This window comes from Acinetobacter sp. YH01024, from assembly GCF_013420195.1.
In the GTDB taxonomy this organism is placed as follows: Bacteria; Pseudomonadota; Gammaproteobacteria; order Pseudomonadales; family Moraxellaceae; genus Acinetobacter; species Acinetobacter amyesii.
The window spans coordinates 72,197-96,721 of the sequence record NZ_VOYQ01000005.1 but is presented as its reverse complement, the minus strand read 5'-3'; the positions used below and the strand labels follow the sequence as shown (position 1 = coordinate 96,721).

The following is a 24,525-nucleotide window of genomic DNA, read 5'->3' as shown; positions in this document are numbered from 1 at the left end:
TGATTTTGCTAAGGCAAGTTTTTTTCGCTGCAATTTTTCCTATAATGCGTTAAAACCATTCATCAGATAGAAAATCTATAAAACTCAGAGGTGAAGCTGTGAAGATTTCATTAAAAGCAACGTTATGCCTAAGCTTAATATTCACGACACCCATGCTTTGGGCACAAGAAAACACGGCAGCGCAAAGTACTGAGCAACAAGCGAAAAAACCTGTGAGCCCTTATGGCGATAATCCAAATTTATTGCATGTGTGGGCCTATAAAGCCCAAGAAGGCGTGGTCGGTGCTGCTAAAAATATTGGTGAAATGACTGAACGTGGAATTTCTAAAATTAAGCCTTCGGTCAACCAAGCTTGGGACAATACGAAAACTGCTACTCAAAATACAGTGCAACAGGTTGATCAGGGCGCACAGCAAGCCACCCAAAACGTCAATGAAAAATTGAAGCAAACCCGTGAAAATATCACAGGCAAAACCAGCCAACCTGCGCCCATTAGCCAACAGTCGTTGAGTGAACCGTCTTCAGGCAATACAATCAATACGGCTCCGAGCAACAATGCGGGGCAAAATAACAATCAATATCTACAAAGTAGCTATCCATCGAGTTCAACGTCTACGACCTATCCAGTGACTGATTTATAATTTAGCACCACATTTAAAAGCTCAACTTTGGTTGGGCTTTTTTAAAACCAAAATTAAATACTTTTGGTCTTTGGCCTATGCCTATAAAAACAATGAATTAATGAGAAAAAAATGCGAATTTTATTTGGTATCTTGCTTGGCATTCTGCTCTGTGTTGGCTCTATGATTGGCTTACAACGTTTTCCACAATTGTTGAAAAGTTATCCACAGTTGCAAACTATTTTTCCCCAATTGTACGATTCATACCAATATAATCATGATGCCGAAGGTAAATTATTACAAACCTTAGAGATGCTAGATGACGAAGAATACAAATCGACTGAAGGCAATGAAGCGACACTGTATCAACTCGATGATCAATGCAAAATAAACCTCTATGTTTTTGGTGAATCCTATCAAAGCCTAACAAGTTATTATTTTCACAAAGGTCAGATTATACGTGCCTATGAAACATATCTGACCTATCCAAACGGTGGCTTTTACGCTGAACCCAATACCAAAGAGCCTTTTAAACTTGAAAAAAGTTATTTACAAATCATGATGCCAAACAATATCAAGACTGAACTTGAATTTGAGCGGATCAAAAATCATTTCAATGCTAAATGGTTGAAAAATTGTTAGAAACTACCTTCACGTATTCGATAAGACCTACCTAGCGAATACGTGAATTTCAGCAACTCAAATTTAGCTATTTAATAAAGCATTAAGCAGCTGGCTTAAGATATCGCCTACGTACAAACAATGCCGTACAGATTTGAATAAGCATCAACAGGCAAAATGGATAGTCAACCCAGACTGATAAATGATCAATATGAGCAACCTCTCCAAAGACAGAAAAATAGACCTGTCCCACAATAATTGGCACCACAACAAGCCATAGTCCCCAATACCAATAGCGATTTAAAAAATCAATAAGCGCTAAGACGCAATGCGCAATGCGCAATAAAAAATACCGAAACCAACACAACTTGTAAGGTCGGCATGAATTTATGAACCTCAAAATCAGGGTTCTGGAATAAATAATTTTCACTGATATTTAGTACATAACTGTACCATGCCCAAGTGATGCATGCGGTAAAGAGAATCAGCATGCAAAATAATCTTAAACTTTTTTTATTGGCAAGATCGACCTGCATAGACATCCCTATTTATATGGAGCATTGTTCAAAAATAATGTTCCTTAAACTCGATTTTAATTCACCTGTCGAATTACCATCCCAGCTTTAAAGGCTTCTACATTTTCCACCAATTGCTGCACAATGCGTTGTCGCGCATCGACGCTGCCCCATGCACTATGTGGGGTAATGATTAAATTTGGAATACTTGGGTCAAGCAACACATTGCCCTGCTTGGGTGGCTCAACGGTCAAGACATCGGTTGCCGCACCTGCGATCTTTCCTGATTTTAATGCCTCGGCTAATGCAGTTTCATTGACAACACCACCTCGTGCGCAATTGATCACAAAGGCCGATGCTTTCATTTGAGCCAAGCTTTCATAATCGAGTAAATCACGGGTTTCCTCTGTTAAAGGACAATGCAAACTGAGAAAATCGACCTGCGCTAGCATCTCAGAAAAGGCCACTCGCTCAGCCACCATAGGTCGATTCGGTAGCGCACCAATCATAATTTTCATGCCAAAAGCTTTAGCCAAATGTGCCACGGCTTGCCCCAATTCGCCATAGCCGACAATCCCCAAAGTCTTACCGGCCAACTCAATAATTGGAAAATCCAGTAAGCAGAACTGATCCGCTTTTTGCCAATTTCCTTGTTGAACCGCCCGATCATACTGTCGAAATGATGTCGCCAAGTTCAACATTAACATCAAGGTATGCTGTGCGACTGCAGCGGTGCCATAAGCTTGGCAATTACACACCACGATGCCTTGTTGCTGTGCGTGTACAAGCTCAACGTTATTGGTGCCAGTAGCAGAAATCAAGATCAGTTTTAATTGCGGATTGAGCTGCATGTGCTCAGCATTGATGTGTACTTTATTGCTGATAATCACATCAGCCCCTTGTATGCGCTGGGCAACCTCTGAAGCCGTTGTTGCGGGATAGAGTGTCAATTCATCAAACTGTGCGTCTAGTCCGCTAAAATCTAAGTCCTGTTTATCTAGAGACTGATAATCTAGAAATACCGCTTTCATGGCTGCTTCCCTTCTGGTCGATTATAAAGATTCGATTGTGGATGATTAAAACCTGTGATGCACCAAAGTGCAATCGAACAGCATATAAAAAAACCCGCTATTTCGCGGGTTTATCGAGATGATGTTGCAGTGAATTTCGAATTTTGAGTATGACATAAATGGTCAGTATCGTAAGTAACAACATACTGCTGCTAAAAATCAGTATGCTTGAACTAACCCCCTGTGCATAGGCTGAACTCATGGTCAGCACTAAGATGAATAATACAGCAAGCATCTGTGTTGAATGCATACTGATACCCCTCATATTCCTTATGATGTTTTGGGCAGTATGGTTGTTTTTTATACTACCTTTCTCTCATCATAATCTCTTCCTACAAATTAGCAAGCTTTGGATTTTCAAACAAATGCCTAGCTTAAATCTGTTCGGGCTGCACCACGAACTGGCAAGACGCATCGGGGTTTTCGACAAAGAAGACTTGACCAAATTCATCGCTACTCAAACGCAGTTCTTTATAGTTGAGCGTGTAATAGCCCACATATTTCTGCATTAAAATCGGATGCATACCTGTCGCCAATTCATCTTGAGCTAAGACCAGTTTCATTACCTGACGGTCATTCATCACCACCATGTAACGCTCATCTTGGACTTGTACGTATACCAGGCCTGTGCCCTTCGGCTGCAAAGGGATCAAAAACTTGTGATTCAGCGCAATCACACCGGCTGCATAGCTTTCAATTTTTTGGCTAATCACATTAAACACTAAACCATGTTCAAACTGGTCGAGTAACAGGTTACGATTATCCTGTGGCACAAAAGTTGTGATCCCCAACTTTTGCAGATCTTGCTCACTGACTTGTTTGTTATTAAACAATACCCGTAATAAGGTCTGCTTTTGTTTGGCATCAAAAAATTGTGGATCAAGCTGAAACGAATTGCTTTTTAAAATTTCACCCAAGGCATCACGATGGCGTGTCAGTAAATTTTCGATGACTTTTCTATAATAAAATTTGCTGTTTTTCTTAACCCGACGCATTTTTTGATAAAAATACGGCGCATCAAAAGGATGTCTCAAGAAATCATTTAACAGTTCAGAACTCGCCAACACTGCAATGGCATCATGCCCTGTAAACGGCAGATGCAACACATGCACATGCGGAATTAAAGCCTGTAGTTTTTCAAAGTGAGCGCGATCTTCTGGGCAATAAGGATCATACACTACGATATATTCACGTGTAGTCGATACGTCTTCAGCAAGTACCCGCATATTGGCATGCAGATTGGGCTGAAAGAACATGCCATAGCGTGTATCGACAATGTCTTCTGGGTCTATGGAGTACTGCGGCACCATACTGACCACGCGCTGAAAACCAAATAAATTGGCATACTTAATGGCAGCATAGCCGCCCATGGAACCACCATAGGCAATACGCATCTCAAATTGCTCTAGGATCGGCTTGATGGCTTGATACATCGGTTGCATTGACGATGCTGGAAACCACGATTTTTGTTTCGGCATCACACCGATCACATTAAAACCATATTTTTGCAAAGACTTCTCGGCATTGATGCTCAAGCCCTTGGCGCGGGTAATCAAATCACCGAAGGAGAAAATAAGCTCACGAGAACTGCCAGGCTGAAAAATGACACGAATTTGATCATCTTCAAAAATGATGTGCTTTTCCATTGTACTTTGCTCCAGTCCTTGTTGCGTCACGCTTTTCCTTCCTTGTTGCATTCAAAGTTTATCTTGTTCCGAATATGCTATTTTATAGAGGCCATACAGATTAAAAAGTGCAGAATATGACACATTCAATACATCCTGCCGCACAACAAGGCTTTAGCTCTGCAGCTGAACTCTATCAACAAGCCCGCCCTGACTACCCGATTGAAATCAGTGCGTGGCTACAACAACATTTAGCTTTAGCCCCTCAAGCCCATCTGGTGGACTTAGGCTCAGGTACAGGCAAATTTCTCGAGTATATTCGCCCACTCAGTGAAAATATCACCGCGATCGAACCTGTGCATGAAATGCTGCAACAATTGCAGAAAAAACATCCGCATATTGCAACTTTAGCCGCCCAAAGTGATCAGATTCCACTGCATGATCATTCTGTGGCAGCGGTATTTTGTGCCCAGTCTTTTCATTGGTTTGCCACCCCTGAAACCCTCAATGAAATCAGTCGTATCTTAGTTCCCAATGGGGATCTTGTATTGATTTGGAACCAACGTGATATCCAAGTCAATTGGGTCAAACAACTCGCTGATGTCTTGAGTGAGCTCGAAGGTGACACACCACGTTATCATAGTGGGCAATGGCAAAAAGTGTTTGAGCAGCAGCAAAAATTTAAATTAATTGCCGAAACCACCTTTCAACAATTGCATCATGGTACAGTGGAACACGTGGTTTCCAAACGATTATTGTCCACCAGTTTTATTGCAGCGTTAAGCCTGGATGAACAACAAAAACTGAAACAACAATTTGAAAATATCGTGGCTGAATCAACCCAAAAGACTGCGCAGGATTTCATTGATTTTCCCTATATCACGCATGTCTATATCTTTAGAAAAACACATTAGGACACGATTATGCTCTTGCCAATCTCTTTAAAAAAACTCAGTGTCATCTTCCTCATGGGTACAGTCTTAGGACTCACTGCATGTGAAAAATCATCAAAAACGGTGGAACAAAATAGTGAAATCAGTTCCGATGATCAAATCATGAAAGAACTGAATAGTGATCCTATTAAAAACTTTGCCAAGACCCCAGATGATCTACACGACCTCACGCTTCTGACGCAATATGACGAGAGCTTTAGTCAAATTAGCGATGAGATGGAAGATGAGCTGATGAAACTGCGTGAGGAAGGCAAACTCACTGATGAATTTGCCACACAGCGTAAGCGTGACAACATCCAGTCGGCGCTGAATATGCTCAAAGAACTCGAAATGAAAACTGAGCAAGGCCGTTATATTCAAGGCTTGATGTATCAGTACTGGGACAATCAATCACAAATTTATCGTGAGAAAAATCAAGCAGCCGATGGCGAGTTAAAAAATCCTAGTGATAGTGTCAAAGGTCTCGGTCAGTTTATTCATGCTCAAGAACAATTGGGACATTGGCAGGAACAATATCCTGAACTACAAAAAACTCGACAGCCTTAATCTTCCAACCCTGTTGCAATCTATTCACCCAAATTCAACTTGGATGAATGAGAGAGCGATACGAGCTTATTACTTAACATCAAGGGCACATCCATGCCCTTGATGTTATTGCTCAATCTTGATTTTCGCTATGGTCGTTCAGCATATTGTGGTAAATCACCTGCGATATCATCCCATTCTGCTTTAGATGCGACAAAGATATGACAGGTTGGTTTCTGCGTCAGAGGTGTATCTAAGGTTCCTATTCGTAGACGGTAATAATCAGGCGTTTCAGCCTTAATACTGATGATTGGCGAACCACATTCACTACAAAAACAGCGTTGCGTGGTTGCCGTAGACGCATACTGTTTCAGAAACTGCTCGCCGGCCACAATTTTAAAATCTGCTTTAGCAATCGGGGCATTGGTCGCAAATGCTGTACCATTGGCTTTTCTGCACCGAGAACAATGACATTGCACGATCTCACCAATCGGACCATTAATTTCATAGCAGACCGCTCCACACAAGTAGCTTCCGGTATATTGTTCTTGTACGCGCATAGTGGTCTTTCTTAGAAGAATTTCATCTCAAAATATCACAACTCCTCAGCAAGATTGTGACAATTTGAAGCGCTTAGCTCTGCAAAGAAACCAGATAGTTTTGAACCCCTTCACCCGCTGCTCGACCGGTTGCAAGGCAGGCTGTTAGCAAATAGCCTCCTGTAGGCGCATCCCAATCCAACATCTCTCCGCAGACAAATACTGCAGGATTGCTCTTCAATTGTAAGCCATCATTTAGGACTGAACGCTTCACACCGCCCGCGCAGCTAATCGCCTCATCTATGGGGCGAAATCCATCAAGTTGAATATCTAAGTGTTTAATTTTCGCAGCAAGTAAGGCAGGTTCATGCCACAAAGATTTATCCACCAGTTCACGGACCAGTGCAGCTTTCGCCACATCTAAACCGGCTTTACGCCAAACATTGGTTAAAGACTGCTTCTTCGAAGGCTGTAGTTTCTTTGCCAATTGCTCAACAGATTGATCTGGCAATAGGTCCAAAGTCAGCTGCATGGGCTGAGCAGATTTCACCTGTTGACGCAGTGCTCGACCTTGTTTGTAGATCAATCCACTTTCCAGCCCATAGTGTGAAATGATGATATCGCCTTGGGTCGGCTCGGCTTGATCGACCCATGCATTGACTCGCTTTAAGGGCTGTCCAAACACAGGCTGCATAAACTTCGACCAAGCGCGTTCCACGCCAGCATTACTGGCTTGAAAAGTTTCAATGCTCTCAGGCTGCAGCCATTTTTGCCATGCGCCATCACTGCCTAAACGTGACCAAGACACTGCGCCACATGCCATAATAATCGCATCAAAGCCAAGCACTTGACTTGATTCATCAACAAGGTTTTGAATCGTTAGCTGATTGGACTGTAAGTCCAAAACTTGATGTCGATAATGAAACTGCACCCCGTCTAGACTAAGACGTTTTAACCAGGCTCGCAGCAAAGGCGCAGCTTTCATTTCAATAGGAAAGACCCGACCAGATGAACCAATATAGGTTTCAATGCCCAGCCCCATCATCCACTGTTGAATCCATGCTGCATCCCACTGCTTAACCCATGGGCTCAGCCATTCCACTTGATCATAGCGCTGCACAAATTGTTCAACGGGTTCTGCATGCGAAATATTCAGCCCCGTCTTGCCCGCCATTAGAAATTTACGGGCTGCCGATGGTTTTTGCTCATAAACATGAATGTCATAGTCAAATTGGCTAAGCACTTCCGCCGCCATCAATCCCGCAGGACCTGCCCCAATGATTGCAATACGCTGAGTCATGCCCAATTATTCCGCAGATGCTTCGGTGGGTTGCTTGCCTTGTAGCGGCTGAAAATCATCAAAACGTGTGGTATAGCCAGCGGGTTTAGTCACCAATAATTGTTGGCACAACTCACCACGTTCTAGATATTTAATCTCAAAGTGTGTACGTGCTGAAGTCTCTGCAATGCGTTCTTTGACAAAAGGTAGCTTCCAAACATCAATTAACTGCTGCTGCGCTTCCTCAATATATTCAGGAATATTACTGGCCAAAGTAATCTGACCACCCGGCTGCAAACGCGACAATAGAAATTCAAAAAATGGCATATTTAACCAGCGCTGTGCAGGATTATGCGGTTCAGGGTTTGGATACAAAATAAAGAATTGCTGTACTTGCGCAGGATGTAAGGCATGTACTACCCAAGGCAATGCATCAGCATGAATTGGAGCTAAATTGCTTTGCCCTTCAAGTTGATGCTGCTTTTGCATTGCCACAAATTTTTCACGTGTCCGCTCAACAGCAATCAATTGAAATTCAGGGTGATTGGCTGAAAACAATAATGCATGTTTACCTTTACCAGCCCCAATTTCCACACAAATCGGCGTGGAATCAATCGGCTGAAAATCACGGGGAGCTCGCATACGCTGCGCTTGAAATTGACGAATAGGCATAAACAGATCAAACTAAACAGAACGGCATAAGTCTAACAACTGCGACTGTATTTGCCTAATTGAATCATCCGTTTTTGCTGGAGTTAAGCATGCCCACCACCATGAACTGCCCTCGCTGTGGCAAACTCACCACATGGGAAGACAATGAATACCGCCCATTCTGCTCAGATCGCTGCAAATTGATTGATCTTGGTGCTTGGGCCAATGACGAATATCGTCTGCCGACACAAGATGCGCCTCAGGCCGATGGTGGCCGTGAAGAAGACCAATTCTAAGGACTCAAGTGCATAACCCTATTATTTAGGTAAATAAAACAGGAATCCGTTTGGATTCCTGTTTTGTTAATTTAAGTTTCTCAATCTAGTTGCTTAACCCGCTTTACCAGCAACGAAAGGATTATGTTGTTTTTCATAACCAATGGTACTCATTGGACCATGCCCTGAAATAAACTGGGTGTCATCCGGCAAGCTAAAGCATTCACGCTGAATGGAGTCGAGTAATTGTTGATGGTTACCACGTGGAAAATCTGTCCGGCCTATCGAGCCTTTAAATAACACATCCCCCGTCCAAAGCACGGCATATTTTGCGTTATAGAACATGACATGACCCGGTGTATGCCCCGGTGCAAAACGAACTTCAAACTCTTCTGCACCCAGCTTCAAAGTTTCGCCGCCTTCCAACCATTGGGTCACATGGACATTTTCAGGGATCGGGAAACCGTATTTCGCAGAAACTTCCTGAATCATGTCCAACCAAAACGCATCTTCTTTATGCGGGCCAATCACTGGAACATTCCAAGCTTGGGTTAATGCCCCAACCGCACCTGCATGGTCTAAATGGCCATGCGTTAACCACAAGGCTTTGACCGTTAAACCAAGCGCTTCAACTTCGGCTTTTAATTTTTCAGGCTCTCCCCCTGCATCAATCAAGACCGCTTCTTTCGACTCAGAGTCCCAAACAATGGAACAGTTTTGTTGAAATGCCGTGACGGGTACGATTTTAACTTGCAACATAGGGCGAAAACCTCAAGGCGATGAATGGGCTAATGTTTGCTTTAAGGCATCAAGATTAGCTTGAAGTAATAAATTGAGCAATGCGACATGATCATCCCGCGCGTTTAAAGCGGGAATATAGCCATATTCACCACCGCCTGCAGCTTGGAAAGTTTCAGCATTTTGCAGCGCCAACTCTTCTAGCGTTTCCAAACAATCCGCTGAAAATGCAGGGCTCATAACCTGTACCGATTTCACGCCTTGTTTGCCCCACGCTTCCAAAGTGGCATCGGTATAAGGTTTCACCCATTCTTGCTTACCAAAGCGCGATTGGAAACTAATCTCATACTGTTCAGCAGTTAAACCCAAAGCTTGTGCAACCAAATGACCCGTCACACGGCAACGATCTGCATAGGGATCACCCTTATCGGCATAAGGCTGTGGAATACCGTGGAATGACATCAATAATTTATCTGGTACGCCATGTTCAGCTTGATAATCACGCACACTTTGCGCCAAGGCCTGTATAAACACAGGATGCTGGTAATAATCACGAATAATGCTCAGACCCGGCAAATTACGCTGCTGTGGAATCCATTTAGCAATGGCATCGTATAAAGGTGCCGTAGATGTTGCTGAATACTGTGGAAACAACGGAAATAATAGAATGTGGTCTTGAGGCTGCTCAGCCAATTGCGCTAAAGCGGCAGAAATCCCTGGATTACCATAAGTCATGGCCGGAATCACATTAAGTTCAAATTCTGGATATTTTGCTGTGAGATGCTGTTTTACTGCGGCAACTTGCTCAAATAAAATTTCACGCATGGGTGAATCATTACCCCAAACCATGTCATAAGCATGTGCAACACGTTTAGGGCGAAATGGCAAAATGAACAAACGTAGAATGATTTGCCATATCGGTTTCGGGATTTCAATCACTCGCTGATCCGACAAAAACTGTTGCAGAAAACGACGCACTGCGGGCACAGTTGGCGCATCAGGCGTACCTAGATTCGCCAGAATAATGGTGACTTTAGCTTTCTCGACAGGCAACATTACGCTTTTTCCATCAATTTGAATGACGCTAATGTAGCAGCTTTTTATCCATTTAATAAAATAGATTAATATGCAGATTTAAATTGAAAAACTCGATCATTATCAAGCAAATTACTTTCTAACAATTTTTGACCTTTACTGGTTACTTGCCACAACATCCGCTGACGGTCATCTCGGCCATTGGGCACAATCCAGTCATTCTGCCGCATCTGGCTTTTAATGCTGTGTAAAGCACGAATATTCACTTGTGCCCGCGCAACCGCATGAGCACGTGGCATCTCAATACGTGCATCATCCAGACCTGTTTCATTCAAAAACTCATTCATACGTTTAGAGAAGAATTCTTCAGGGGTTGGATTAACAAAGGTTGCGCCTAAAATCGACAAAAGCTGCGCCCACGTCATTTTCTTCTGTACTTTTAATTCTTTGAAATTACCATCTTGATAAGCGTGCATGCGGTATTCAAATGAAAATAGTTCATGCATCGACACTTTTGGTAAAGATAAGAATGGATCAACTTCGCGTTTTCCAGACTCTGTTTCGAGTTGAACTAACTGGGCTTTTAAACGATCAATTTCATCATGTAAAGCTTGAGTATTCTGTGGGCGCACCCAACCTGTAACAGGATAGCGTTCTAGCATTTGTGGCATGTTCAATCGAACTGCCATTTCTAAATCACGCAAACTACGATAGGTAAAAACTTGATCAACTTCATTTTGTAATAGTTTTCTAAATTCTTTAAATTTTTCACGAAGTTCAGGTTTAGCATCATGTAACGCATCATCACGTGAATCTGGATCATCATGCATAAACACAATGACAGGTTTTTGCTTGGTCACCGCATAGATGTATTCAAGGTGCATATAGCCCACACCAGACACAGACTGCTCACCGTATTGACTACCCAGTAAGATCACCACATAATCACAGTCATCAATTTGACGACGCGCAAAAGCCGTACTTAATGGTGTGCGCTGTTCCAACCCCCAAGAGAAAAAACCCATCCCTACAAGAGTCTGTGCCAATATGATCCGTTCTGGCTGCATTTCACTGCCAGATGTGGAAATGAATACTTGATAACGCTTATCGAGCATTAGAGATCCTCTTCCCGTTGCACGCTATATCCAGCACTCAAAAAAGTGGTTGCTGAAACATACAGCATGACTACCCCAAATAGATTTAAATTGTTTTATCTAAAATCGTTCAATCACAATGATTAAAATTCTAAACTTGCCGCCTGAATATTGCAGATTTTCCAAGTGATTTGATCATCTTGAATTAAGCGTGCTACCACAGGTGTTAAGTTTTCCGCATTATTTCCACTGACATAACATTCGATACGCAGTGAATCTTGGCGGTTATGCTCAAATAATAACTCATTTTTAATCAAAATTTGGGCTGTTTGTCGTGCAACTGCAAAACCTGAGTCAATTAATGTCAGCTTCTGACCAAAAATATACTGAATTGCCGATTTTAGGAAGGGGTAATGCGTACATCCAAGCACTAAATAATCTGCACCGGCATCTACAACTGGCTGTAATATCTCAGTTAATGTCTGCAGGCAAGGCTCAGTCATTTGCGCCCCCGCTTCAACAAAGGGCACCAATTCCAAAGAAGTCACTGACAAAACTTGCACCCCTGCAGGTTCAGCAAATCGCTGCATGACATCTTTGATTAATTTACCCCGAAAAGTCGCAGGCGTTGCGAGAACAGCCACGGTTTTACTTTTGGTCTGTAATACCGCAGGTTTTAAGGCCGGAACCAAGCCAATAATTGGAAAGTTCTCACCGTAGTGTTCACGCAAATAATCCAAACTAAATGCCGATGCCGTATTGCATGCCACCACCGCGACTTTACACCCCTGACGGTATAACCACTCGATCGCATGCGCAGTCAATTCACGGATGTCCTGATCTTGACGCGGGCCATATGGAACATGTGCCGTATCCGCAAAATAAACAATCCGCTCATTTGGTAAATAACGTGCGATTTCCAATGCAACAGATAAACCACCAATACCTGAGTCAAATACCCCAATAGGCGCATCAGCAGTCGCTTTTGGCATGGGTACATTTAAGGGGTAAATGGGATGAATGGCGGTCATAGGGTCACTTATATATTGTTCAGAATGACAAGGTGGAAAGCTTAAACCTCAGGTGCCTAATTGCAAGTGCAAATCGCCACTTTGTAACACTAAAATGGACTCCCCTTGCTCATTTTCAAGCAGCTCACCCATCTCGACTAAATGAAAAAAAGCTGCACGTTGAATTAAGGCATTTATACCAAAACGAACATGCACATAAGGACGTAGTTCACCCTGATATTCACGCATAAAAATCGGATGTTCCTGATCAACAATAATCAGGTCTTGGGTGGTTGTGGTGAATTGAATATAGTTTTTAGCGTCAATCTCAACGTGATCCACCTGATTGACAAATAAAGGCTCATCTTCCACCTGTATTTCAATTTGTTCCACAGGGGTTTTTAAATAGAATTTCCCATCTTCTTTCCAAAGCACGGTTGAGAACAGATCTATGAGCGCTTGTCGCTTGATCAATTGACCATCGTGCCACCATTCTCCATTGGCTAAAACCTTCAAATCCATTGCACCACAATGCTTTGGATGCCATTGATCTAATGGGGGGATTGACCTTTTGTGACCGGACTGTCCATCTTTTAAGTATTGTGCAATGTTCATTAAATTTCTATCATCCCTATTAATGAATTTTTTCGTCGGGTTTTCGTTCAATTGCTGCTTCATCCGCCTAATAAATACCTTAGTGACGGAAAAATAATATGATTCAGCCAATTGGCTAGAACTCGGTTTAAAACTATACTAGCCCACAATATCAAAGACACGATAGAAAAATTGTGTCTGGGCATTAAGAACACTCATGGCAGCACCATTTAAATGAATTGAATGGATGCCACCTTCCGAAATATGAGGAGTCCTACATGGAACACATCGAACGTGAATCGATGGAGTTTGACGTAGTTATCGTCGGTGCAGGTCCTGCCGGCCTATCTGCTGCGATTAAAATTCGTCAACTTGCAATTGAAAATAACCTAAACGATCTGTCCGTTTGTGTCGTGGAAAAGGGCTCCGAAGTGGGTGCGCATATTCTATCGGGTGCTGTGCTTGAACCCCGCGCGATGAATGAATTGTTCCCAGATTGGAAAGAACAAGGCGCACCGTTAAATGTGCCTGTGACTGAAGATAAAACCTTCTTCTTATTGTCTGATGAAAAATCACAAGAAGCACCGCATTGGATGGTGCCAAAAACCATGCATAACGATGGCAACTATGTTATTTCTTTAGGTAACGTGGTTCGCTGGTTAGGTGCTAAAGCTGAAGAATTAGAAGTGTCTATTTTCCCAGGCTTTGCAGCATCTGAAATTCTTTACCATGAAGACGGGACTGTGAAAGGTATTCAGACTGGCGACATGGGTATTGGTAAAGATGGCGAACCAACGCATAACTTTACTCCTGGCTATGAACTGCATGCCAAATACACATTATTTGCTGAAGGCTGTCGTGGTCATTTGGGTAAACGTCTGATTGCTCAGTTCAATTTAGATAAAGATGCTGATCCGCAACATTACGGTATTGGTATTAAAGAACTTTGGGAAATCGATCCTGCTAAGCACAAACCAGGTTTGGTGATGCACGGTGCAGGTTGGCCTTTAAGTGAAACAGGTTCTTCAGGCGGTTGGTGGTTATACCACGCTGAAAACAACCAAGTGACGTTGGGTATGATCGTTGACTTGTCATACACCAATCCACACATGTATCCATTTATGGAAATGCAGCGCTGGAAAACACATCCACTGATTAAGCAATATCTTGAGGGTGGTAAACGTATTTCTTATGGCGCACGTGCGGTTGTAAAAGGTGGCTTCAACTCACTACCTAAATTCACTTTCCCAGGTGGTAGCTTAATTGGTGATGACGCAGGTTTCCTAAACTTTGCGAAAATCAAAGGCTCTCATACAGCAATGAAATCAGGCATGCTGTGCGGTGAAGCTGTATTTGAAGCGATTGCTGCGGGTGTGGAAAAAGGTGGTGACCTTGCCATTGCACGTGTGACTGAAGGTGAAGACTTCTTCGCTAAAGAGTTAACTGCGTACACAGACAAGTTCAACAACAGTTGGTTGAAAGAAGAGTTATATAACTCTCGTAACTTCGGCCCTGCTATGCATAAGTTTGGTCAATGGATGGGTGGTGCGTTCAACTTTGTTGATCAAAACATCTTTAAAGTGCCGTTCACGCTGCATGACTTACAGCCCGACTTCAGCGCTTTAAAAACTGTCGATGCTGCGAACTTCAAACCGAATTATCCAAAACCAGATGGTAAAATTACATTTGACCGTTTGTCTTCAGTATTCGTATCGAATACCGTTCACGAAGAGAACCAGCCTGCTCACTTGAAACTGACAGATGTGTCTATTCCTGTAAATGTGAACTTACCAAAATGGGATGAGCCTGCTCAGCGCTACTGCCCTGCTGGTGTTTATGAAATTATGGAAGAAAATGACGGTTCTAAGCGTTTCCAAATTAACGCGGCAAACTGTGTTCACTGTAAGACGTGTGATATTAAAGATCCATCTCAAAACATTACTTGGGTAACACCTGAGGGTGGTGGTGGTCCTAATTATCCTAATATGTAATCTCTTTTGAGATTGAAATAAACCCGCTTAATGCGGGTTTATTTTTTAATATACAATCACACTCTTTAAATAAATATTATTACAAAAAAACTAATTCCTATAAAAAATCAATTTCATAATTAGTTTATTTTAAATAATTATCAATGTGTCATTTTATATCCATTAGATTTAGATATTTTATAAATAATTAAAAGAAATAATTTCACTAAGCCTAAAAGGCTTTGTTGCATAAATATGTAAGCATCTGATTTAAATAAATTTAATTTTGGATCAAAAAATAATCAAAACCTTTAAAATCATATAGTTATGAAATCTTTGTGCAACAAAGCCCATCTATATTTAAGTATTATTTTTTTAAAACAAGTAATTTAATTTCACCAAAAATTTAAAATGATAGCTTTAAACCCAATATCTTTATTTAATAAACTTATAAGCCTATAAAATATTGAGTTTGCTTGAGACAACAAACCCGCTTAGGCGGGTTAATTTTAAATTATTATAAAAAAATCAACTACCTTCTTATTTCAAACGCTTGAAAGTTATTAGGATGCTTCTGTTTTCTATATTGTTCAGATTTTACAATAAATATAACATCAAACAATCCCTCATAAGAATATATATACCTATAATTACTTAATCTTGAGTCAAAATCAATTTTCTTAAAATTTAAAGAACTATTATTTTCAAAAAAATTGTCATTAAAATTTGGGATAAATTTAGTATAAAATACATTTTTACTATGTAATTTAATAACACTCCATTCAGAATCACCAACATTTTTAATTAAATTAACTTGCAAGTCTGGAAAGTTCGGGATATTAAAATATACTCCTTGCTCCTTCTTAAAGTTATTATTTTTGTGGGCTAAAATTTCTAACTTACCAAGCATTAAATCTGATTTATTAAAATCTCCATTTTTTACACAAAAAATAATTCTTTCAATTAATAATTGGTAATTAATATTATTTTTTGAAATAAATTCATTATTCATATTCAATCCATTTATCGACTTATCATTAACACTATTATTTGCATAACAGCCGAAAAAACTAGTACTTACCCATACGATTACTAGTAAAAAAATACGCATTCCATATCCCTTACAAGTATGATTTGAAATTAATTTTCGTAATAGCCATTCTCAAACAAAGGATCAAGTTGACCATTTTCCAACTTCCACGATGATACACTGAAATCATGCTCACCATCAGCATCAAATAAATCGACACCTTTACCATCCTCGGGATATTCAGGATAAATGTAAGCATTATCTCCATATTTTTTATAAAATTGACTACACCACATATATGGATTTACCACCCTAAAAGGGGGAATTTTTCCATCAATTTCAATGTATCCTTTTCCATTTGGCAAGTCATCAATGACATCATCTAAAATATCTTCTGCTTCTTCAGCACAGGTATCATTCAAAATTACATTATAAGGTTTTCCTTTAAGCACTGCCGCTTCAACTTTTGCTACTTTTTGTTTAATTTTATGAAATTTTTTTTCCGTGATATTTATTTTAAATATTTGAACAACTTCATAAATTAAATAAGAAGTTGTACTTGGCCTTTTATTTACGTATCCATTTGCATAAATTTTTTCATTTCCGTCTATCTCTTCTTCACCTTTTTTATATTCTATATCTCCCAACTCTTCTGTTGGGCCAAAACTAAAAAAGGCCTCCACAACATTATTTTTGGTTATGTAAAAGAAAGCATGGCCATAATCACTACCCTCCCCTTGCAAAATTTGAACTTTTTCAACTTTATTTTTTAAAATACCTACTTTGCGTTCAACAAAAGCTATTTCTGCTAAATTTGCTTCAAATCCAACCAACAAAGAATAATTATCAATTTTAATTTCAGTTTCAGGCTTTCCTTCTTGTGTATCAACCATTTGACTCATTTAATTATTATCCTTTAAAAAATCTTCAGCATCTTGACCAACCAAAATTCTTAATTTTTCCTTCTGCTGAGTAAAAATACGTTTTGTCATTGCGTTAATGTCACTTATTCCAGCCAAGTATTCTCCATTTGGTTTTACAATCACATATTTTTCATTTGGCATTATTTTTTGAGTATGATCTATGACCTTAATTTGTTGACTGAAGCTTTTCAGTTCATTTGGCAAGGTTGTGATTGGAACATTTACTTGTTGAGGCCCCACAAACTTATGCTGCCCTGCCTTCACCTCAAACTTACCGCTAGTAGTAGGCAATATACCCGCACTACTAATTTCAATCTGACTACCACCAGCAACTAAAACAATTTTTTTGCTTGCTTTGATTTCAACTTTATCTTCCGTGGAAATAATTTGAATACCTTTTCGTGCAATCAGATCCGCCCCATCTCCTTGGGCTTGGATTTCAACTTTGCCTTTGCCTGCATACGCGCGTAAACCTTCTTGTGCTGCAAATAGACTGATCTTGCTTTGTGCATGGGCAATCAAGGATTTTTGACTGCTAAGGTTGATGCTATCGCCTGCACTTTGGCTGATCTGCCCATCCGCTGAAAGATGAATATCTTCCTGACTACTCACAGCAATTGAGTTTGGTGCAGATAAAATCATTAAGGCTTGTTTAAAGGCATCCGCCTTTTCTTTACTGCCTTTTTCAATTTGTCCAAGAAAGTTTTTTAGGTTATCCAAGACTTCAAGTGGGTCAGTTTGTTGATTTTTCGCCACTTCACTTAAAGCTTTACTGCTGTTTAAGTTGGCTTCGATTTGATCTTTTGCAGCTTGTGCGTCGAGGTGCATTGCTGCTGCTTGTTGTTGTGGGTGTGTACTAACCAATAACCCTTGACCTGCACGCACCGCGCCCCATTGGTCGGTTCTCAGTTCAAAACCTTCGCCTCTTCCCTCACTTTCTGCGGTTTCTTTGGGATGACTGAGGTTCCCTAGGTTGAGCTGAGTGGCGCCATGGGTACTTTGTAATTGTGTTGAGATTTATCCAGTCGTGTCATCAAAGCGAAGTTGTCCAAAGCCTTCACCTTGGACTTCCTTACTTTTTATTCCAGCCAGTTTTTTGGTGTCTGGCAGTTTGCCTTTACTATCAAATTGGGTTGGACTGCGCTGTGCTTCATGTATGCGCCCCACTACAAATGGTCGGTCAATATTACCGTCAAAGAAATCAATAACTACGATTTCATTAATGCGCGGTAAGAAGCGTGCGCCATAACCTTCACCTGCCCATGGAGTAAGTACATCGACCCATGCAGAATCCATATCATTGTCATTGCTGCCTGCACCACCATCATGGCTGTGATCATCACCACGGGTAAATAAGAAGCGGACTTTGATACGCCCCCATTCATCGACATGTATTTCTTCACCACTTGGCCCAACGACTTTAGCCCGTTGCGGATGGGTGCTTGGACGGTGTTCGAGTGGGTTATATGCAGGAACCGTCGCAATATTGCGGCGTTGTAATGTGAGCTGATTGGCCTGACGCTCGGCCTGTTCATGGATCGGTTTAATGTTCCACTGACTTTGTTCAATCAGTTGATTGACTTGTTCAGTAAGGTCTTTGGGTAAGTTATTTTGGTTATAGAATTTCTTTTCTGTGATTAAAAATTGTTTGTCTGCACCACTGTGTTGATCAATTTCTGGGTGTTCATTCAATTCAAACCAATAACCGACTTGTGTATCACGCACAGTCGATTGTGCATTGAATTTTTTCGATTGTAGCTCGTGATAGCGCGTTAGGTTTTGATTCAGTTTTTCAATCTGACTGTTTGATGAAGCGGTAGCTTGGTCTTCGCCTTTTAAGTCTTGCATCCATGCAGGGCTGATATGCCATGCTTGTTCCAAACTTAAACTGGCATTGTCTTGGCTTTGGCTATGCTGATGTTTGCTTTGAACTGAGCCTGCGCCTTCTTCTTGGCTCAGTCCATCGGCTTGCCAGCGCTGCACATGGACCGCAGTCGGTTGAATGCTACGTTCACCGATCAAGCTGGTGATGCTGTCTTGTTTTTCTGTGGCACTAGAGCGATGAAAGCGGATACTACGACGGCTGAGTGCTTGATATTGGCTATTGTCATCAATCAGGCGGAGTTTTTGTTTTTCGATCGGGCTACTGGAATGCATCACTTTCAATTGCGCTTCATCGATGAGCCAATTGATGCCTTCACTGCGCCAAAGACGCGTTAAAAAGTCATAATCGCTTTCATTCGACTGCATGATGAAAGGTCGTACATCATAGTTCTGACTTAAACCGCTTAGATCTAGCGTTAGACTGGCAGCAAAGAGCGGACTTTTGCTTTGCCATTCTTTAAAGAGAGTTTCACTGACATCGCGCACCGATTTGTTCATAAACACACGGCTGTTCCTGCGTTTATGCCACAGCGATGTTGCATCTTCTAAAGTGAGTTTATACAGCGTGAGTGAACCGTCACTCTGGCCTTGGGTGGCTTCGGTAATAATACCCGTGGTGCGGAAGAGTTCGCCCTGATCGGTCACTTGATCAACGGCGACTTGTACGCCAATAAATTGTTTTAGTGGAATAAGTGCATTCGTAGATAGGCAAATCAAAGTCGCTTGCAGGCCTTGGTTTAAGACATGCTCCCCATCAATACGTTGAATAAAAAGCTCTTCATTCAACGCAGGATTGGAAAATTGCACATGAATGGCACGTTTTTGGGCGGATAAGCCTAATTTTTCAAGTATAAGAGCAATCGAATTTAACATTTTAAAAGTCTGTTTTTTAAACTTTGTATAATTATGCTGCGAATGATATAGGCTAGCCATCAGACTTGACCAGCCTATTTTATTAATAAAAATGTAACATCTTAATAATTATTATTTTTTACAATCTCTTAAATTAACCTTTCTGAACCAAATAATGGAATTCTTTATTTCCATTTTCATCAAGACGTTCTTCTTGAAGCAAAAGCTCATGACCTAAATGCATACAAAATTTCGGAATATCCCAAGAGGTCGAATTATCTGTTGCAAAAACCTCAACAATATCACCCGATTTTGATTTACGAATGGCTTGATGCAACATCATCACAGGCTCAGGGCAACGTAAGCCACGGGTGTTTAATTGAATTGATGGGGGCACAGAAGGCTCAGACATTAGAAAACTCAGTATTAAAATCTAGGGCTATTTTAGCATAATCCTAACGACCGAATGTTAGCTTGAAAAATGCAGATGATAACGTCTTAAAATGACTTGATCGCTCATCATCTAGATCAACATTAACAATAGACAACTGTATTTTCTACGGTATGATAAAATCATCATTTATTAGATATTAAGAGTCTTTAGGAAAGATCATGCAAGAGGAATCCGGCCCGTCGTGGGGCATGCGCGGCTTACGTAAATGGCTGGGCACTGCACCAGAAACCCGTGACGAACTGTTGAAATTGGTACAAGATTCACGTCGCTTCTTAGAACCCGATACAGTTGCCATGCTCGAAGGGGTACTCGACTTACCTGCAACTAAAATCCGCGAGGTCATGACCCCCCGTACTGCGATGATCAGCTTACAAGAAGATGATGAGTTATTAGATATTTTGCATGTACTTGTTGAATCTGCACACTCACGTTTCCCTGTCTTTTCTTCAGACCAGCCAGACAATGTCGTCGGTATTTTATTGGCCAAAGATTTGTTGCCATTTTTGACAGAACCGACCACCAAAGTCGATATTCGTGCATTAATGCGCCAACCCTTATTTGTACCTGAGAGCGCGCGTTCTGACCAAGTTTTACGTATGTTGAAAAATACCCAAACCCATATCGCTGTTGTGATTGATGAATATGGCACAACTTCAGGCTTAGTGACTTTAGAAGACATTCTTGAAGAAATTGTGGGTGAAATTGAAGATGAACACGACAAAGTTGATGAAGAAGCTCAATTTATCATTCCAGATGAAGACCCGTTAAGTGCAAATACATGGTTGGTTCAAGCACTTACACCAATTGAACACTTTAACAATCTTTTAGATGCTGATTTTTCAGATGATGAAGTAGAAACTGTGGGCGGCTTACTGCTACAAGAAATGGGCTTGGTCAGTGATTTACAAGGTCAAGTGATTGAACTTGAAAACTGGGAATTTACCATTTTGGAGGCAGATGCACGTACTATTCATCTGATCCGAGCTGTCCGTAAATGAGAACCTACTTTGATAAGCTGCTAAACCACTCACAACAAAAAAAACAGCTACCTTTCATCTATCCTTTGCTGATTGCATTATTTTCAGGTGCCATCTTCAGCTTGTCGCTGGCACCTTATCATTATTGGTGGTTGGCAATTTTATCTCCAGCCATTCTGTATGCCTGCCTAAGTCAACGTGCACCTAAACAATCGTTTTTCATTGGTCTAGCGTATGGCTTTGGCTTATGGTTTGTTGGGGCTTTTTGGCTCTATACCTCGATCCATGTCTATGGTGATACCAATTCAGCACTGAGTGTTTTGATGATTGCCATTATGGCGATTGTGATGGGGCTGTTTACCGCAGTTCAGAGTTGGCTCTACCGCCGCTTCTTTCCAGAAACCCCACTGACCTTTGCGCCACTGTGGGTGTTTTTCGAGTGGAGTAAAACTTGGGTCTTTACCGGTTTTCCATGGCTGTTTGCAGGTTATGCATTTACTGAACGATTCCTCGATGGCTATGCGCCATTATTCGGGATCTTTGGAGTATCTTTTGCGGTCATTGTATTGGCCTGCGCCTTGGTTGAAATCCTGCGTAAACGCATCTTTTGGATTGTTCCCTCTGCCCTTGTTTTGCTCGGTGCATGGGGTGCAGCGCAATTGCAATTTGTTCAGCCTAAAAATGAAAAACCGCTGAGTGTTTCCTTAATTCAAGGCAATATTCCACAAGATTTAAAATGGTTAACAGAATACCAAGCTCAAACCTTAATGAAATATGCGTCATTAAGTCGGACCGAATGGGGCCGTGATGTCATTGTTTGGCCAGAATCCTCCATTCCAATGTTCCAAACCGATATAGAGCCGTTTTTGGATGCGATGAAAGTCCAAGCCAATAAAACAGGTACGGCTTGGGTGACAGGTATTCCCTATTGGGATCTGGCAGAATCACAGCAAAACCAACACCCTATGTATTACAACACCATCATGGCAACTGGTGATGAATCTTCTGGTTTATACAAGAAGCAACGTCTAGTTCCCTTTGGTGAATACATTCCGCTTTCAGGGATGTTAAGTTGGGTACTGCCTGCCCTACAAAATGACCCGTCGATGAGTGGCTTTTCACGTGGTGCAAACAACCAAAAGCCTTTGAATGTTAAAGGTCATGATTTAGGTGCAGCGATTTGCTATGAAGTGGCTTATCCCAACTTAACGCGCCGTAATGCCAGTCAAAGTGACTATTTGGTGACTATTTCCAATGACGCTTGGTTTACTGGAACAGCGAGCCCACATCAGCACCTACAAATGGTTCAAATGCGTGCCAAAGAAAATGGCCGTTGGTTTATTCGTGCAACCAATACAGGTATTACCGCCTTTATTGATCATAATGGTCACATTGTGAAACAGGCACCGATGGATAAAGATGCAGTACTGCGTGGTGATTTACCTGCCATGCAAGGCGAAACACTTTACACTCGCTTAAGTGATTGGCCTGTGTTGATTTTCTCATTCTTGTTATTGGTTCTCGGTTGGATTTATCGCCCGCGTAAAGTTGATATTTCTTTTAAATCACGCCGTTGATTCCTCTACAAAAGATCAAAAAAACCGAGCTTTGGCTCGGTTTTTTATTGATAAACGTTCAACGTGCTAGCTCATCCTACTTTTTCAAAGTAACTTGGTCTCAGCATCGGGCACACAAAGAGCAACATGCCCCTCTGCATTATGAAAACCTGTGACCAAACACTCTGACTGGATCGGCCCAATTTGTTTTTTTGGAAAATTCACGACAGCAACAACCAATTTTCCCACTAGATTTTCCGGCTGATACAGCTGTGTAATTTGTGCACTGGACTTTTTAATGCCCAGTTCCTCTCCAAAATCCACATGGAGAATGTACGCGGGTTTACGCGCTTGCTCAAAGACTTCAGCCTGCACAATTTTCCCTACACGTAATTCAACTTTCATAAAATCTTGCCAATCGATCTGTTGCATTTTTCCCTCTTTCTTTTCTTTGTTGTACTTCATCTGGCTATCTATGCATTATAAAAATTTCATTCAGGCTGACGATATGTGAAACAGACATTCGATGCGTCTAAACGGACAAAGTAAGGTCATCTTAGAACACGTATCACATTAATGTACGCTTTGATGTAGGCTAACTGTTCATTAGCACGAGACATAAAAAAACTGGAGCAAGCTCCAGTTTGGAAGGTTAATTTTGGGGTTATAACTGAGTAACTAAATAGGAAAGCATGGCAGCTAAAGATACCATTGGAATATATCGATAAAGACGAACAACCATTTGTTCGATGGCAGATGCATGTTCTTGTTTTAAATTTGCCACAGTCGCTTTTAATGCAGACCAAAAACTTAAAGCCAGTAATGAACTCATTAAGCTCATGGCAAAGAAGCCCACCATAATTTGGCTACTGCCCTCAGTGCTTTGCCATAAATACACAATGCCTTGACTGATCGGCAGAATACTTAAAATGAAAAGAACAGATTTCAGCATAGACCAATGAAATTGGTTAATTTCATCCGTTAATAATAATGCTTTCATACTATCCTCCATGGCTAAAAAAGTACCATAAAAGATATTATGCGCGGTTTTATTTAAATGAAAAGCCTATATTTATTCATATTTTGCGATTATTGTAATCAATAAAATTGGGAATAATTCTTATTATAAATATCACATATTTTATATTATGCAATTTAAAGTAAATTCAATAACTTAATATTAATTTTATAATTAAGATTTATTATCACTTCACTCAATATTGAAACATCCTATTAAGTGAAGTGATTAATTCCATTAAAACTGAATATATAATTATTCTCAGTTAGTGTTTATAGTAAATATCGGCATCATTTTCTTCACCGCCAGACTGACCATCCGCACCAAATGAATAAAGATCATAAGGACGGCCTTCAGAACCTGGAATCACATATTGAATGTCATTGTCCCAACTGTCTTTTGGATAGCCGCCTTTGATATAGCCACCCGGCAACCAGTTTTTAGCAGACTCTGGTTTGGTGACCAAAGCATTTAATCCGCCGTCTTGCATTGAAGGGAATTTACCATTGTCCATTTTGTATTGATCTAATGAGCCAGCGACACTTTTTAAAGTAATCGCCGTAGTATCGACTTTAGCTTTTTCACCACGGCCCATCACGTTCGGTACAATCAGCGCTGCCAAAACACCTAAAATGACAATGACCACCATCACTTCAATTAAAGTAAAACCTTGTTGCTTCATATTTTTTGTCTTCACTTGCATGTTACAAATCTCTG

Annotated in this window: 26 protein-coding genes and 1 pseudogene; 8 read left to right on the top strand and 19 right to left on the bottom strand. The window is 41.0% G+C overall.

The window, feature by feature from the left end; translation table 11 throughout:
- Window positions 1–152 precede the first annotated feature (152 nt).
- Window positions 153–641, top strand: a complete 489-nt coding sequence (locus FTT88_RS04235) for a hypothetical protein (RefSeq protein ID WP_180002970.1) — start codon at window positions 153–155, stop codon at window positions 639–641.
- 111 nt (window positions 642–752) lie between these two features.
- Window positions 753–1,262 carry a hypothetical protein gene (locus tag FTT88_RS04230; RefSeq protein ID WP_180002917.1) on the top strand — a complete coding sequence of 170 codons (510 nt, stop codon included), beginning with the start codon at window positions 753–755 and terminating at the stop codon, window positions 1,260–1,262.
- A gap of 287 nt (window positions 1,263–1,549) precedes the next feature.
- Here the strand turns inward: FTT88_RS04230 and FTT88_RS04225 are convergent, their stop codons facing one another.
- From FTT88_RS04225 to FTT88_RS04210, 4 genes are all read right to left on the bottom strand, one after another.
- Window positions 1,550–1,732: a hypothetical protein gene (locus FTT88_RS04225; RefSeq protein ID WP_180002916.1), complete on the bottom strand. Its 183-nt coding sequence runs from the start codon at window positions 1,730–1,732 to the stop codon at window positions 1,550–1,552.
- Window positions 1,733–1,833: 101 nt separating this feature from the next.
- Window positions 1,834–2,787 carry a 2-hydroxyacid dehydrogenase gene (locus FTT88_RS04220; RefSeq protein WP_180002914.1) on the bottom strand — a complete coding sequence of 318 codons (954 nt, stop codon included), beginning with the start codon at window positions 2,785–2,787 and terminating at the stop codon, window positions 1,834–1,836.
- Window positions 2,788–2,884: 97 nt separating this feature from the next.
- Window positions 2,885–3,076 (bottom strand): hypothetical protein, encoded by a 192-nt coding sequence (locus FTT88_RS04215; RefSeq protein ID WP_180002912.1) that lies wholly within the window; start codon window positions 3,074–3,076, stop codon window positions 2,885–2,887.
- 124 nt (window positions 3,077–3,200) lie between these two features.
- Window positions 3,201–4,472, bottom strand: coding sequence for an alpha/beta fold hydrolase (locus FTT88_RS04210; protein WP_180002968.1), 1,272 nt, complete (start codon window positions 4,470–4,472; stop codon window positions 3,201–3,203).
- 116 nt (window positions 4,473–4,588) lie between these two features.
- Between FTT88_RS04210 and FTT88_RS04205 the strand changes: the two genes are divergently transcribed.
- Both FTT88_RS04205 and FTT88_RS04200 read left to right on the top strand, forming a co-directional pair.
- Entirely contained in the window at window positions 4,589–5,365 is a 777-nt protein-coding gene (locus FTT88_RS04205) for a class I SAM-dependent methyltransferase (RefSeq protein ID WP_180002910.1), read from the top strand.
- Window positions 5,366–5,374: 9 nt separating this feature from the next.
- Window positions 5,375–5,950 carry a hypothetical protein gene (locus FTT88_RS04200; protein ID WP_168377944.1) on the top strand — a complete coding sequence of 192 codons (576 nt, stop codon included), beginning with the start codon at window positions 5,375–5,377 and terminating at the stop codon, window positions 5,948–5,950.
- 128 nt (window positions 5,951–6,078) lie between these two features.
- On the opposite strand, the gene FTT88_RS04195 is transcribed toward FTT88_RS04200, so the two are convergent.
- The 3 genes from FTT88_RS04195 to FTT88_RS04185 form a co-directional block, all read right to left on the bottom strand.
- Window positions 6,079–6,489, bottom strand: coding sequence for a GFA family protein (locus tag FTT88_RS04195; RefSeq protein ID WP_180002908.1), 411 nt, complete (start codon window positions 6,487–6,489; stop codon window positions 6,079–6,081).
- Window positions 6,490–6,562: 73 nt separating this feature from the next.
- Window positions 6,563–7,768, bottom strand: a complete 1,206-nt coding sequence (locus FTT88_RS04190) for a TIGR03862 family flavoprotein (RefSeq protein WP_180002906.1) — start codon at window positions 7,766–7,768, stop codon at window positions 6,563–6,565.
- A 6-nt stretch (window positions 7,769–7,774) separates the two neighbouring features.
- The gene (locus FTT88_RS04185; RefSeq protein WP_180002966.1) at window positions 7,775–8,425 is read right to left on the bottom strand and encodes an SAM-dependent methyltransferase; all 651 of its coding nucleotides are present in this window, start codon (window positions 8,423–8,425) and stop codon (window positions 7,775–7,777) included.
- Window positions 8,426–8,508: 83 nt separating this feature from the next.
- Between FTT88_RS04185 and FTT88_RS04180 the strand changes: the two genes are divergently transcribed.
- A complete protein-coding gene (locus FTT88_RS04180) occupies window positions 8,509–8,694 on the top strand; it encodes a DNA gyrase inhibitor YacG (protein WP_067764029.1) in 186 nt (61 codons plus the stop codon).
- Between the two features lie 93 nt (window positions 8,695–8,787).
- On the opposite strand, the gene FTT88_RS04175 is transcribed toward FTT88_RS04180, so the two are convergent.
- The 5 genes from FTT88_RS04175 to FTT88_RS04155 form a co-directional block, all read right to left on the bottom strand.
- Window positions 8,788–9,432 carry an MBL fold metallo-hydrolase gene (locus FTT88_RS04175; protein WP_078189772.1) on the bottom strand — a complete coding sequence of 215 codons (645 nt, stop codon included), beginning with the start codon at window positions 9,430–9,432 and terminating at the stop codon, window positions 8,788–8,790.
- A gap of 12 nt (window positions 9,433–9,444) precedes the next feature.
- Window positions 9,445–10,467, bottom strand: a complete 1,023-nt coding sequence (gene hemH, locus FTT88_RS04170; protein ID WP_180002904.1) for a ferrochelatase — start codon at window positions 10,465–10,467, stop codon at window positions 9,445–9,447.
- 65 nt (window positions 10,468–10,532) lie between these two features.
- On the bottom strand, window positions 10,533–11,561 hold the full coding sequence (locus FTT88_RS04165; protein WP_180002902.1) for a DUF4062 domain-containing protein: 1,029 nt from the start codon (window positions 11,559–11,561) through the stop codon (window positions 10,533–10,535).
- Between the two features lie 122 nt (window positions 11,562–11,683).
- Window positions 11,684–12,571, bottom strand: a complete 888-nt coding sequence (murI, locus tag FTT88_RS04160) for a glutamate racemase (RefSeq protein ID WP_168377950.1) — start codon at window positions 12,569–12,571, stop codon at window positions 11,684–11,686.
- A 48-nt stretch (window positions 12,572–12,619) separates the two neighbouring features.
- On the bottom strand, window positions 12,620–13,228 hold the full coding sequence (locus FTT88_RS04155) for a DUF1285 domain-containing protein (protein WP_168377951.1): 609 nt from the start codon (window positions 13,226–13,228) through the stop codon (window positions 12,620–12,622).
- A 194-nt stretch (window positions 13,229–13,422) separates the two neighbouring features.
- On the opposite strand from FTT88_RS04155, the gene FTT88_RS04150 reads away from it, so the two are divergent.
- The gene (locus FTT88_RS04150; protein WP_180002900.1) at window positions 13,423–15,135 is read left to right on the top strand and encodes an electron transfer flavoprotein-ubiquinone oxidoreductase; all 1,713 of its coding nucleotides are present in this window, start codon (window positions 13,423–13,425) and stop codon (window positions 15,133–15,135) included.
- A gap of 511 nt (window positions 15,136–15,646) precedes the next feature.
- Here the strand turns inward: FTT88_RS04150 and FTT88_RS04145 are convergent.
- From FTT88_RS04145 to tusA, 4 genes and pseudogenes are all read right to left on the bottom strand, one after another.
- Complete coding sequence (locus FTT88_RS04145) at window positions 15,647–16,126, bottom strand: hypothetical protein (RefSeq protein WP_180002898.1); 480 nt, start codon at window positions 16,124–16,126, stop codon at window positions 15,647–15,649.
- 128 nt (window positions 16,127–16,254) lie between these two features.
- A complete protein-coding gene (locus FTT88_RS04140; protein WP_180002896.1) occupies window positions 16,255–17,046 on the bottom strand; it encodes a hypothetical protein in 792 nt (263 codons plus the stop codon).
- Window positions 17,047–19,824: pseudogene (locus FTT88_RS04135) on the bottom strand (type VI secretion system Vgr family protein).
- Between the two features lie 133 nt (window positions 19,825–19,957).
- Complete coding sequence (gene tusA, locus FTT88_RS04130) at window positions 19,958–20,215, bottom strand: sulfurtransferase TusA (RefSeq protein WP_078189780.1); 258 nt, start codon at window positions 20,213–20,215, stop codon at window positions 19,958–19,960.
- 200 nt (window positions 20,216–20,415) lie between these two features.
- Between tusA and FTT88_RS04125 the strand changes: the two genes are divergently transcribed.
- Window positions 20,416–21,255, top strand: coding sequence for an HlyC/CorC family transporter (locus FTT88_RS04125; RefSeq protein WP_078189781.1), 840 nt, complete (start codon window positions 20,416–20,418; stop codon window positions 21,253–21,255).
- The gene (lnt, locus tag FTT88_RS04120) at window positions 21,252–22,811 is read left to right on the top strand and encodes an apolipoprotein N-acyltransferase (protein ID WP_180002894.1); all 1,560 of its coding nucleotides are present in this window, start codon (window positions 21,252–21,254) and stop codon (window positions 22,809–22,811) included. Before FTT88_RS04125 ends, lnt begins: the two co-directional genes overlap by 4 nt.
- Before the next feature lie 84 nt (window positions 22,812–22,895).
- Here the strand turns inward: lnt and FTT88_RS04115 are convergent, their stop codons facing one another.
- The 3 genes from FTT88_RS04115 to gspG all read right to left on the bottom strand — a co-directional run bounded on the left by FTT88_RS04115 (window position 22,896) and on the right by gspG (window position 24,511).
- Window positions 22,896–23,222, bottom strand: coding sequence for a tRNA-binding protein (locus tag FTT88_RS04115; RefSeq protein ID WP_180002893.1), 327 nt, complete (start codon window positions 23,220–23,222; stop codon window positions 22,896–22,898).
- Window positions 23,223–23,454: 232 nt separating this feature from the next.
- Entirely contained in the window at window positions 23,455–23,790 is a 336-nt protein-coding gene (locus FTT88_RS04110) for a hypothetical protein (protein WP_168377958.1), read from the bottom strand.
- A 283-nt stretch (window positions 23,791–24,073) separates the two neighbouring features.
- Window positions 24,074–24,511: a type II secretion system major pseudopilin GspG gene (gspG, locus tag FTT88_RS04105; RefSeq protein WP_078189784.1), complete on the bottom strand. Its 438-nt coding sequence runs from the start codon at window positions 24,509–24,511 to the stop codon at window positions 24,074–24,076.
- Window positions 24,512–24,525 lie beyond the last annotated feature (14 nt).